Source organism: Polynucleobacter sp. IMCC 30228 (assembly GCF_021395205.1).
Classification (GTDB): Bacteria; Pseudomonadota; Gammaproteobacteria; order Burkholderiales; family Burkholderiaceae; genus Polynucleobacter.
Genome location: NZ_JAJVCS010000004.1, coordinates 52,138 through 64,336 on the forward strand (window position 1 = coordinate 52,138; position 12,199 = coordinate 64,336).

Sequence of the window (12,199 nt, forward strand, 5' to 3'; positions counted from 1 at the left end):
ATAAAAAAGGAGACTTTATGTACAAATATAAAAAATACAGTCAAATATTCAACTATGGGTTAGGATTATTTTTTGCCGTAAGCATAGGCATTTCGACTGTCGCAGCGCAGGAATTTCCGACGCGCCCAGTTACCTTAGTGGTGCCTTATCCAGCTGGCGGTGGCGCCGATATTATTGCGCGGATGTTGGCTGAATCAATGAAGCCATTTTTGGGGCAGGCCGTAACGGTCACTAATCGGCCAGGTGGTCAGGGGACCATTGGAACTGCAGAGGTAATTGGTATGCCCCCGGATGGCTATAACCTCGTGTTAAGTGCTGCAGCAACGCTAACAGTACAACCCCATCGCCAAGATCTTCCCTATAACACCCCCAATGATTACGATCCCATTATTAAGGCCGCTAATCTACCCATGGTCTTGGCAGTCTTGTCTAACTCGCAGTGGAAGAGCTCGAAAGAGTTAATTGAGTATGCGCGTGCTAATCCCGGAAAAGTAAGGGTAGGCTCGCCAGGTAATGGCTCTGTTGGCCACTTAATTATTGTTAGTGTAAATAAAAAAGCTGGCATCAAATTAGGGCATGTTCCTTATGCAAGTGGCGCTGAGTCGATTCCATCGATGTTGGGTGGCCATATTGAAGCTGTGGTAGCACATCCATCTGAATTACTTCCCCACGTTAAAGCAAAAACTGTCACAGTCCTTGGCGTTTTTGAAGATCAACGGAATGCCAATTTTCCCGCTGCGCCAACGTTTCGAGAAATGGGTTACGACGTATCGATGGGGGTTTACTATCCAGTGGTTGCGCCAAAAAACTTACCTGCTGATGTGAAGCTAAAATTATATAAATCGGCAAAAGCAGCAATTGAAAGTCCTGCATTTAAAGCACAAGCAAAGGAACGCGGATATAACCTTGAGGTCAAAGATCCTGAAGCACTAAGAAAGGACCTGTGGATTGCTTATCAAGCTAACGGTAAATTAGTTAATGAATTGGGCCTAGGTAAAAAATGAGCGCCCGATTTTGGCAATTATTTGCAGCCCTTTTCTTTTTGAGTATTGGCATAGGACAAATTTATTTATCCTTACGACTTCCAGGTGGGCTTGGTTTAAATATCGAAGAGCCGGGACCTGGTTTGTTTCCTGCATTAGTTGGGCTCCTAATGTGTTTGGCTGCTACAACATACTTAGTTCAAGTCTTAAAGTTAGACACCGATTCAAAAAAAATAAGATTAAAGATTCCCAAAGATATTATTTTATTTATCCTCACTATTGCGGGCTTTATTTTCTTATTAACTCGCGCAGGTTTTGTCATTGCCGCATTTTTTTTGTTACTGAGTTCACTTAGCATTTATGGTATGCCAAATCGATGGCGTCGTATCAGTGCAGCTGCAATTATGACTGCGGTAGCTTATATCCTCTTCACATTAGTGCTGCGTGTGAATTTACCTAGCTCAACTTGGTTTAATTGATATGTCTCCACTTGAAGGATTAATGTTTGGTTTTTCAATCGCCTTCGAATGGCAAAATTTGCTCGCTTGCTTTATAGGGGTAATGATTGGCACAATTGTTGGCGTATTACCTGGTATTGGACCCATTGGGGCCATGGCTTTATTGCTCCCAGTCACCTACACCATGACACCATCTGCAGCACTCATCATGTTAGCGGGTATTTACTATGGATCGATGTACGGCGGATCAACCACTTCAATTCTATTAAAAGTTCCAGGTGAAGTTTCTTCCGTCATTACCACTATCGATGGGCATGCCATGGCTTTGCGTGGTCGAGCTGGTGCGGCATTATTTGTAGCGGCTATCGGTTCATTTGTAGCCGGCTCTATTGGGATTTTAGGTTTGGCGTTTTTGGCCCCCGTGTTAGCTGGTGCTGCGTTGACTTTCGGTCCACCTGAGTTTTTTGCGATGTGTATTTTGGGTTTATTAGTGCTTTCAAGGCTAACAGGGTCATCTCTAGTGCGTGCAGTGGTGATGGTAGCGCTTGGTTTGGGCTTAAGCACTGTTGGCATGGAACCCATGTCGGGCGTTTCCCGCTTTACTTTTGGCTCCTTACAGCTTGCCCAAGGTTTGGAGCTTGTACCCATTGCCATTGGCTTATTTGGGGTCTCGGAATTAATTGCCTCAGCACACGATAAACTCAAGACAGAACGACCTTTACCAGTTCGCCTACGAGAGCTTTTGCCAACGCGCGAAGAGTGGCGTCGCTCGCAGGGACCGATCGCACGTGGCTCAGTGTTAGGATTTTTATTTGGCCTAATACCTGGGCCTACGGCAATTATTGCTACCTTTAGTTCTTATGCGCTAGAACGAAAACTGTCAAAAAATCCTGCAGAATTTGGACATGGCGCAATAGAGGGTGTAGCTGGACCAGAGGCAGCAAATAACGGTGCTGCGCAGGGCGCCTTTATTCCCTTATTAGCACTCGGCATACCGTTTGCTCCAGCATCCGCCATGTTGCTTACCGCCTTGCTAATTCATGGGGTGCAAACTGGCCCAATGTTAATGCTTAAAAACCCTGAAATATTTTGGGGCGTTACATCAAGTATGTATGTGGGCAATATTATGCTTTTATTATTAAATTTGCCTTTAATTGGTATTTTTGTTTCGTTATTACGCTTACCTATGTATCTAATTTCAAGCATCGTAGCGCTAATGTGTGTGGTAGGTACCTATGCTATTTCAAACAGTATTCTCGATTTATGGGTACTTTTAGCGAGTGGCGTAGTTGGCTATTTATTACGTTTGTTAAAGTTTGAACCAGTCATTTTGTTAATGGCATTAGCACTTGGCCCAATTTTGGAGCGCTCCTCCTTGCAGTCACTTTACTTGGTACAGGGCGATTTATGGGGAATTGTGATGCGGCCTATTGCCGGCACCATGTTTGCCATTGCTTTGGTGGTTTTAGTTTATCCAATATTTCAGCAGCTTATGTCCCGTGGCTTAAATAAAAATTGAGTGAAGTAAATCTATTCTGGAAATTAATATTGCTACAGAAGGCGAGCGCCTCTATCGTCAGTTATTAGCTGAAATTACCGCCTGCAACTGGCCAGCGGTGGAAGCAATGTTTGCCCCCGGATTTCAATCAGTTCATTCTGATGGAGCACGTGATAGAGCTACCGAAATTCAAATGATTAAAAACGAAAAGATTGGCAAGTGTACGGTAAGTGATTTCAAAGTAACTCAGGTAGCAAACCTGAAGAAAGACTCAGTGTAGTTTGGCTGGCCCAAGGATTTCAATTACTTTAGTGTTTTTAGCTTTACCATTACAAAAGAGTAATAAATCTAGCTAGTTATTTGATCTAGCGCAAAAAGATCGCTTTTTTTATAGGGTATAAACCCTATACTTAAGAATAGTTCTATAGAGCTATTTCATTTCTCCATTAATAAGTTGAGAATGCTGGCATTGCTTGTGATGCTGCAGCGCAGTAAGCCTATTTATAAAATTGATTGGAGTATATAAGGTGAGAAGCAGAACGCCCCCAATTTTTTCCTTGGGGTTTAGACCTTTTTATTTATTTGCCGCTTTATGGTCTGCGTTAGCGTTATTTGAGTGGCTTTTAGAATTAAATGGATATGGCATACGAAGGCAGCAATTAATTGTGGGCATGCAATGGCATGCTCATGAAATGCTGTTTGGCTTTGCCGCTACTGTCATTACTGGTTTTTCTTTAACAGCCGTTCGAGCCTGGACTGGTTTAGAAACCCCCACAGGCCTCTCTTTGGCTTTGCTAGTTCTTTTGTGGCTTTTAGGTCGCATTGGCCCTCTTTTAAACCCATTTTTTGCTATTTTTGATATCGCATTTCTTCCGGTAATTGCAATTGTAATTGGGCGGTTAATTTATCAACGTCGAATGCTTAGAAATCTTTTTCTACCGCTGACCATTTTAGTATTAGGTTTCTTGAATGGACTTTTTTATTTAGCGGCTTTAGGTTATATATCAATCGATCCAAACCCTTTACTTTTTACTGCCTTGTATTTAATTACCATGATTGAAGTCATGATTGGCGGCAGAGTAATACCAAGCTTTACTGCAAATGCGGTTCCTGGAATTCAGCAATTTCGTCATCCCACTTTAGCCAAAGCAACATTATTATTTACCGCGATATCATTTTTAACTCTTGCATTTTTTACGCCAAATATTATTTCAGCTGCCTTATGTTTTATAACTGCTACGCTACATGCCATTTTACTGTGGGGCTGGCGACCACTTGAAACTAAAAATAAACCAATCTTGTGGATATTACATATCTCATATGCTTGGCTGGTGCTTGGCTTTTCTTTATTAGGCATTTACTCGCTTAAATTAGTCTCGATCTATCCGGCCTTGCATGCATTTGGGATTGGGGCTACTGGCGGTTTAATTATTGGCATGATTACGCGCACAGCACTTGGCCATACTGGCAGACCATTGGTTGCTGGCAAGATCGAACATGCATGTTACTTATTAGTGCCTTGTGCTGCTACTTTTTGGTTAATAGCTCATCTGGCACCAAGTTATTTATTTAATCCCTTACTGGCAATATCGGGTGCTTGTTGGTGTTTGGCTTTTTTGCTGTATTTGCATAAATACTCTCCAATAATGTTTTCTGCAGACTTTATTAAAGCTGCTAAATGAATCCTTTAATACCGCAATCATCTGATCATCTGCTTGCATCAAGTGGGCTTAAAAGCTTGACAATAAAAGGCAAAACTATTTTACCGATAGTACAGGGTGGCATGGGTGTTGGAGTTTCAGCTCATCGCTTAGCTGGCGCAGTTGCAAAATTAGGCGGCATGGGAACCATTTCTTCAATTGATCTACGCCGCTTACATCCAGATTTAATGGATCTGACCCAACATCTTCTCCCTTCAGCAATAAGTAAAAAGGCTATAAATCAAGCCAACCTTGAGGCCTTGAAAAGAGAAATTAAGATGGCTCAAGAGGGTTCGAGTAGTTTCGGACTTATCGCAGTTAATGTTATGCGCGCTGTTAATGAATATGAGGCTTATGTTGCTTGTGCTTTAGAGAGCGGTGTTGATGCGATTGTGGTTGGCGCGGGGTTGCCGCTTGACCTGCCAGATCTAGCCGCCGGTTATCCAGCCACAGCATTAATCCCAATCTTATCGGAGGCTAGGGGTGTGCAAATATTGGTAAAAAAATGGGAGAAAAAAGGGCGCTTGCCAGATGCAATTGTGATTGAAAACCCTAAATTAGCTGGAGGTCATCTGGGGGCCTCTTCAGTTGCCGATATTAATAATCCTAAATTTGATTTTGAACATGTTATTCCTCAGGTAATCAATTTTTTTAAAACGATGGGGATAGAGGGTCAAATTCCTTTAATTGCTGCAGGTGGAATCAGTAATTTACAGGACATTCAAAAACTACAGTCCATGGGAGTATCAGGCGTTCAGTTGGGCACAGCCTTTGCGGTAACGATAGAGGGAGATGCAGATCAAGCATTTAAAAAAGTATTGGCAGGGTCAAAGCCTGAAGAGCTGGTTGAGTTTTTAAGTGTTGCCGGCTTACCTGCACGTGCGGTAATGACGCCTTGGTTAAAAAATTATATGAAAGCCGAGGCCAAGTTAAAAAATAAGGCACGTAAAAAGCCAAGATGCACAATGATATTTGATTGTTTGCATGATTGCGGCTTAAGAGACGGTAATGCTGCTTGGGGACAATTTTGTATAGATAAAGTTCTTGGGAGTGCATTAACGGGAGATACCCAAAAAGGCTTATTTTTTAGAGGGGCTGGAATATTACCCTTCGGCGATCAAATTCGTTCAGTGGCTGATTTATTTAATTGGCTGTTATTAGAAGTAATGCCCAAGATAGATAACTATGCAACAAATTAGTATTGATGTTTTAAAGGAAAAATACCTTAAGCCTGGCGAAGAGGATGCTGAGGCTATTTTTAAAAGGGTAGCTATGGGTTTGGCTGCTGTTGAATTACCAGCATTACAAAAAAAAATAGAAGCCCTTTTTCTGAAAAATATGCTAGCGGGAGCAATCGGCGCTGGTCGAATTATGAGTGCTGGCGGAACCGGTATTCAATCAACCTTAATTAATTGTTTTGTGCAGCCAGTTGGTGATTGTATTCAGGATTTTGATGAAGATGGATTTCCAGGAATATATGAGGCATTAAAACAAGCCGCAGAAACTATGCGTCGTGGCGGTGGAGTTGGCTATGATTTTTCGCGCATTCGGCCAAAAGGTGCCGAGGTAAAAGGCACTGCATCATTTGCTTCTGGTCCTTGTAGTTATATCAATGTATTTGATCAATCTTGTTCTACTGTTGAAAGTGCAGGCTCGCGGCGGGGTGCACAAATGGGAGTTCTAAAAATAGATCATCCCGATATTTTTGAGTTTATTAATGCTAAGCGAACCCCTGGGCGCTGGAATAATTTTAATGTTTCTGTGGGTGTTTCTGATGAATTTATGCGCGCAGTTGAAAGAGATAGTTTATGGGATTTAGTTCATAAAGCTAAGCCAAGCGATAAAAATATTACCAAAGAATTTCATCAACGTGCAGATGGGCTTTGGGTTTATCAAACAATCAAGGCAAAAGAAATTTGGCACCTGGTGATGGAATCCGCATATGATTTTGCTGAACCTGGGATTTTATTTTTAGATAATATTAATAGTGATAATAATTTAAGTTATTGTGAATCTATTGAAGCTACGAATCCATGTGGCGAACAACCCTTACCACCATATGGATGTTGTGATTTAGGCCCAATAATTTTGCCTCGCTTCGTTATTAATCCATTTGGATTTGCTGGAACTGCATCGTTTGATTACCCTGGATTTATTGAGGCAGTAAAAATTCAAGTAAGAATGCTGGATAACGTACTAGACGTAACTTATTGGCCTCTAAAAGAACAAGCTATTGAGGCCCAATCAAAACGTCGGATTGGTGTTGGTTTTACGGGTCTTGGGGATGCCTTGATAATGCTTAAATTAGCTTATAACAGTAACACCGGTAGATCTGAGGCGGCAAATATCGCAAAACATTTACGCGACGCCGCATATCAAGCTTCAGTCGATTTGGCAAAAGAAAAAGGTGCTTTTCCTGCTTTAGATATTGAGCAGTATTTGGGCGGAACAAATTTTGCTAACCGTTTAGATAGCAATTTAAAAACCGAGATTCGAAAATTTGGAATTCGGAACAGTCACTTGCTTTCAATTGCCCCAACCGGAACAGTCAGTCTGGCTTTTGCTGATAATGCTTCCAATGGAATTGAGCCACCATTTTCTTGGGCTTATCAGCGCAAAAAAAGAGAGGCTGATGGATCAACCAGGGAGTACTCAGTAGAAGATCATGCATGGCGAGTTTTTAAAGAAATGGGGGGAGATATAAATGCTTTACCAGACTACTTTATTACCGCCTTAACAATGTCTGCGGAAGATCATATTGCCATGATGGAGGTAGTGCAGCCCTATATTGATACAGCCATATCAAAAACAGTTAATGTGCCTGCCGATTATCCGTTCGCAAGCTTTGTAAATTTATATTTGAAGGCGTGGCAATCAAATTTAAAAGGCCTGGCAACCTACCGGCCAAATTCAATTTTAGGTTCAGTTTTGCATGTGAATGAAACTGAGCCAGAAGAGATACCAATAACAACTCAAGGTGTATCTAACTTGGGAGGTAATCCATCAAAAAAAGTAGTTGATCGCCGACCCAATGGCGAGTTACCAGCTGTAGCTGAAAAAATTAATTACTGGACTCAAGATGGTCAAAAAACGCTATATTTAATTATTTCATTTTTAAACGTACATGGGTTTGTTAATGGAGAAGAAGTTCAATCAGAGCGAGCTATTGAATTTTTTATGCCAGTAGGCCAAAGTGGTGAATCGCAACAATGGATTACTTCAAGTATGCGCCTTCTTTCATTGGCTGCACGCGGTGGATTTCTAGTAAGAGCGCTAGGAGATATGCGTAAAGTTGCATGGGATCGCGGACCAGTTCGCTTGGGAACTAGGAAAAAAGATGATGGTATCGAGGTGCCAATGTGGCATGACTCTGAAGTATCAGCAGTTGCATTTGCCATTGAAAACATTTTGATAAGGCGTGGTGTTGCACAATTTAATGCACATACTGATATTCAGATTAGTAATGAGACAGCTGAATTAAATACTTCAGGAATGATGAGGGGAAAAAAATGCCCTGAATGTGGGGCGCACGCATTAATTAAAAAAGATGGCTGTGAATATTGCACTAATTGTGGATTTATCGGAGCTTGTGGATAAGATAATTAAAAATGCAAAACGAATTTACCCTCAAACATAAATTAGTCATTATTGGCACAGCACTCTTAGTGCTAGCAATGATATCTATTAGCTTTACTTTGTGGGTAACTTGGAAGCTTGAAGGTGGGGCAGCGGCAATAAATGAGGCAGGTAGAATGCGAATGCAAACTTATCAGCTAACTCTCTTAATTAATGAAAATGAGTCAAAGCTAGCGGCGCAACTAGAGCAAAAATTTGACGATAGCATGCAAGTGTTGAGGTTGGGAGACCCATCTAGGCCTTTATTCGTACCTTGGAATCAGGCAAATACGGCAGTTTTTTTAAATATTCAAGCACAATGGAATGATATTAAACATGGCCTTGCTTTACAGCAGGCCAATGTACTTTCCGTCCAGAATATTGATCGCTTTATCTTTAGCATTGATCGCTTTGTAGGCCTGATCGAGGGAGAGGTTGATTACTGGACTGGGCTATTGCATTTATTTCAATTTGGGATGTTAGCCATTTCTTTGATGGCAACTCTAGTCATAATGTATGTTGGCTATTCTGTTATTTTAGATCCTGTAGCTAAGTTACGCATTGGGTTTGATGAAGTTAGGTCAGGCAAATTAAAAACCCATGTACAAATTGATGCCCAGGATGAATTTGGAGATTTGGCTAAAGGTTTTAATGCCATGACTGAAAATTTAAATGATCTATATGAAAGCCTGGAAGCAAAAGTACGCGAGAAAACTATGCACTTGCAAGAACGCCAAGAAAGATTAGCTGCCATATATGATTTAAGTTCTTTCGTTTCGAGTGAAAATAATTTAGAGAATCTGGCAAAAGGTTTTGCTGATCGTGTGTCATTAATTAGTCATGCAGCAGCAATTGCTATTCGGTGGACCGATGAAGCTAATAAGCGTTATTTTTTATTATCTGGAACAAATTTACCGGATTCAATTTTGGCTGGTGAGCAGTGCATGAATGCAGGTGAATGCCACTGTGGAAACTCTACAGGTATACAAGATATTAAGGTAATTAAATTTAACCTGAACGAGGAGAGGGATCGATTTTGCGTTAAAGCAGGCTTTCAATCTCTTATTACTGTGCCTATACTTTTTCAGCAAAAGTTATTGGGGGAAATTGATTTATTTTATGCTGAATCATGCATTATTGATCATGAGCAATATGCTTTACTTGAAACGCTGGCCAATCATTTGGCTGGGGCAATGGAAGCTCTTCGAATCAAGGCCTTAGAGAAGGAGGCTGCCATTTCTGATGAACGTAGTCTCTTAGCTAGAGAGCTTCATGATTCGATTGCACAATCATTAGCATTTTTAAAAATTCAAGCTAGTCTATTACGCGATGAAATATCAACATTGCAAATGCCAAATGTCAAAGCAATTTTGAATGAACTAGATGAGGGTTTGAGGGAAAGTTATAGTGATGTGCGCGAACTTTTATTGCACTATAGAACTAGAACAAATGTTGAAGATATTGAATCGGCTATTAAGACTACGTTGCAAAAATTTGAGCACCAATTTGGCATTCAAGTAAACCTTAAAATGTATGGTCAGGGATTACCCTTGGCGCCTGATGTGCAAATTCAAGTGCTACATATTATTCAAGAGGCTTTATCCAACATTAGAAAGCATGCTAAAGCGGAAACTGTTACCCTAACGGTAAGGCAAAATCCGATTTGGTCTTTTGAAGTTATAGATGATGGTATTGGTTTTTTAATTGATTTAGATAAATTGGATAGTACCCATGTAGGGATGAGTATCATGAGAGAACGGGCCAGTAAAATTAATGCCGAAGTAACTATTTCTTCTTCTCCAAATGGCGGCTCGAGGGTTTTTTTACGTTTACCTAACTTGGCTTCAATGAGTGCTTAATTAAATAATAATTAATTGGAAAAAATTAGCATACTTGTAGTTGATGACCATACTCTTTTTAGAAGGGGGTTAATTTCTTTACTTGCTCAAGCTCCTGATTTCGATGTAATTGGTGAGGCAGGTGATGCAGTTGGAGCTTTGCGAATTTGTGAGGCCTTGCATCCCGATGTGGTTTTGCTTGATAATCACTTGCCTGGTGCTAGCGGCATTCAATCTTTGCCGGATATTTTTCGCGCTGCTCCTGATGTCACGGTCATTATGCTTACAGTGAGCGAAGATGAGTCTGATTTAATTCAGGCTTTACAAAATGGTGCCCAAGGCTATTTGCTAAAGACGAGCGAAAAAGATGATTTACTTATTGGAATACGAAAAGCATTTAATGGTGAGTCTGTTATTAGTCAGGAAATGACCCATAAATTAGTTACTGCATTTAAATTTAGTAAAAAAAATAATTTAGATAAAAATACTAGTGGCGCCTTGGCTGCCAGTCTTTCACCTCGAGAGTTGCAAATCGTTTGTCAAATTGCCAAGGGATCGAGTAATAAAGTAATTGCTCGTGAACTTGGTATTGCTGATACTACTGTTAAGATTCATGTGCAGCATGTCTTGCGTAAATTAAATCTTTCCTCCCGAGTGCAGGTAGCCGTATTTGCAAACGTCGAGAGGCTCTGCCCTTAGAAGTAGCCCTAAAGGACTAGTAAAGATGAAAAGTCTAGTTCCTTTGCTATTCTTAAATATCCTTTTGGGGGATATTCCTAGAGCAATTTAGTTTTGATAATGACTCATGAAAAGGGAGATTTTCATGAGTGCCATTACTCAAACAAATTCTAAAGCATATTCAGTTCTAATTATTAGCACCTTTGCCTTTACGGTGTGCTTCATGGTCTGGATGATGTTTGGCGTAATTGGCATTCCTATTAAGAAAACACTGAATTTAAGCTCTACTCAATTTGGCCTTCTTACTGCAATGCCGATCTTAACGGGTTCTTTGGTTCGTGTGCCTTTAGGGATATGGACTGATCGCTATGGGGGAAGAATAGTCATGCTTTCTTTAATGTTAGCTTGCGTAATTCCAATCTGGCTGATGTCATATGCAACGCAATATTGGCATTTCTTAATGATCGGACTATTTGTCGGTTTGGCAGGTGGATCTTTCTCAGTAGGCACTCCCTATGTAGCGAGATGGTTCCCAAATAATCGCCAAGGTTTTGCCATGGGTGTTTTTGGCGCTGGAAATTCTGGCGCGGCAGTAAATAAATTTCTAGCACCTGCATTGGTAGTTGCTTTTGGTTGGTCAGTTGTGCCACAAGTTTACGCGGCTGTCATGCTTGGTGCCGCCATATTATTTTGGTTTATTAGTTATAGTGATTCCACGCATCTAGTGAGTACTAATACCTCATTTAAAGAGCAACTCAAGGCATTAAAAGATCCCAAAGTATTGCGCTATTGCCAGTATTACAGCATTGTTTTTGGCGGCTATGTAGGCCTTAGTTTATGGATGGTTCAGTATTACGTAGGCGAGTTTGGCCTAGAAATACGTACAGCAGCGCTATTGGCTGCATGTTTTTCATTACCAGGTGGAGTTTTACGCGCAATTGGCGGATGGTTTGCAGATAAGTATGGTGCCCACCAAATAACTTGGTGGGTAATGTGGGTTAGTTGGATATGCCTTTTCTTGCTTTCCTATCCTCCAACTGAATTCATCATTCAAACAATTAATGGACCAGAAACCTTTCATATTGGTTTAAATATTTATTTATTTACTGCGCTGATGTTTATTTTAGGAATTGCTTGGGCATTTGGCAAGGCGAGTGTCTTTAAATATATTGGCGACGACTACCCAAATAATATTGGCACCATTTCAGGAATTGTTGGCTTAGCAGGGGGGCTAGGGGGTTTTGTATTGCCTATCTTATTTGGAGCATTATTAGATATCACCGGTATTCGGTCGAGTGCATTTATGTTGATGTATGGAGTGGTATGGGTATCACTCATTTGGATGTATTTCACTGAAGTCCGTCGTTCTGAACTAATGGGTGGTAAGGCCATTCCATCTGCAATTCAATAATTTACTATTAAAGGCGAC

Annotated in this window: 10 protein-coding genes; all 10 read left to right on the plus strand. The window is 40.8% G+C overall.

The window, feature by feature from the left end; all coding sequences use genetic code 11:
- The first annotated feature begins 17 nt into the window (after positions 1–17).
- Positions 18–1,004: a tripartite tricarboxylate transporter substrate binding protein gene (locus LZT21_RS07925; RefSeq protein ID WP_233990171.1), complete on the plus strand. Its 987-nt coding sequence runs from the start codon at positions 18–20 to the stop codon at positions 1,002–1,004.
- Positions 1,001–1,462: a tripartite tricarboxylate transporter TctB family protein gene (locus LZT21_RS07930; RefSeq protein WP_233990173.1), complete on the plus strand. Its 462-nt coding sequence runs from the start codon at positions 1,001–1,003 to the stop codon at positions 1,460–1,462. The genes LZT21_RS07925 and LZT21_RS07930 overlap by 4 nt, the downstream gene beginning before the upstream one ends.
- Before the next feature lies 1 nt (position 1,463).
- Positions 1,464–2,960 carry a tripartite tricarboxylate transporter permease gene (locus LZT21_RS07935; RefSeq protein WP_233990175.1) on the plus strand — a complete coding sequence of 499 codons (1,497 nt, stop codon included), beginning with the start codon at positions 1,464–1,466 and terminating at the stop codon, positions 2,958–2,960.
- 28 nt (positions 2,961–2,988) lie between these two features.
- Positions 2,989–3,219 (plus strand): DUF4440 domain-containing protein, encoded by a 231-nt coding sequence (locus tag LZT21_RS11935; RefSeq protein WP_370634815.1) that lies wholly within the window; start codon positions 2,989–2,991, stop codon positions 3,217–3,219.
- A 247-nt stretch (positions 3,220–3,466) separates the two neighbouring features.
- A complete protein-coding gene (locus LZT21_RS07940; RefSeq protein ID WP_233937223.1) occupies positions 3,467–4,621 on the plus strand; it encodes an NnrS family protein in 1,155 nt (384 codons plus the stop codon).
- Positions 4,618–5,838 (plus strand): nitronate monooxygenase family protein, encoded by a 1,221-nt coding sequence (locus LZT21_RS07945; RefSeq protein ID WP_233925342.1) that lies wholly within the window; start codon positions 4,618–4,620, stop codon positions 5,836–5,838. The genes LZT21_RS07940 and LZT21_RS07945 overlap by 4 nt, the downstream gene beginning before the upstream one ends.
- A complete protein-coding gene (locus LZT21_RS07950) occupies positions 5,825–8,236 on the plus strand; it encodes an adenosylcobalamin-dependent ribonucleoside-diphosphate reductase (protein WP_233990177.1) in 2,412 nt (803 codons plus the stop codon). Before LZT21_RS07945 ends, LZT21_RS07950 begins: the two co-directional genes overlap by 14 nt.
- An 11-nt stretch (positions 8,237–8,247) precedes the next feature.
- Entirely contained in the window at positions 8,248–10,113 is a 1,866-nt protein-coding gene (locus tag LZT21_RS07955; protein WP_233990179.1) for a type IV pili methyl-accepting chemotaxis transducer N-terminal domain-containing protein, read from the plus strand.
- Between the two features lie 15 nt (positions 10,114–10,128).
- Positions 10,129–10,791: a response regulator gene (locus LZT21_RS07960; protein ID WP_233990180.1), complete on the plus strand. Its 663-nt coding sequence runs from the start codon at positions 10,129–10,131 to the stop codon at positions 10,789–10,791.
- A gap of 124 nt (positions 10,792–10,915) precedes the next feature.
- Complete coding sequence (locus LZT21_RS07965) at positions 10,916–12,181, plus strand: nitrate/nitrite transporter (protein ID WP_233925346.1); 1,266 nt, start codon at positions 10,916–10,918, stop codon at positions 12,179–12,181.
- The last annotated feature ends 18 nt before the right edge of the window (positions 12,182–12,199 follow it).

Excerpts from the sequence above, each read along its gene's own strand:
- LZT21_RS07925 (WP_233990171.1), top strand. The coding sequence starts at position 18 with ATGTACAAATATAAAAAATACAGTCAAATATTCAACTATGGGTTAGGA.
- LZT21_RS07955 (WP_233990179.1), top strand. The coding sequence starts at position 8,248 with ATGCAAAACGAATTTACCCTCAAACATAAATTAGTCATTATTGGCACA.
- LZT21_RS07965 (WP_233925346.1), top strand. The coding sequence starts at position 10,916 with ATGAGTGCCATTACTCAAACAAATTCTAAAGCATATTCAGTTCTAATT.
- LZT21_RS07945 (WP_233925342.1), top strand. The coding sequence starts at position 4,618 with ATGAATCCTTTAATACCGCAATCATCTGATCATCTGCTTGCATCAAGT.
- LZT21_RS07950 (WP_233990177.1), top strand. The coding sequence starts at position 5,825 with ATGCAACAAATTAGTATTGATGTTTTAAAGGAAAAATACCTTAAGCCT.
- LZT21_RS07930 (WP_233990173.1), top strand. The coding sequence starts at position 1,001 with ATGAGCGCCCGATTTTGGCAATTATTTGCAGCCCTTTTCTTTTTGAGT.
- LZT21_RS07935 (WP_233990175.1), top strand. The coding sequence starts at position 1,464 with ATGTCTCCACTTGAAGGATTAATGTTTGGTTTTTCAATCGCCTTCGAA.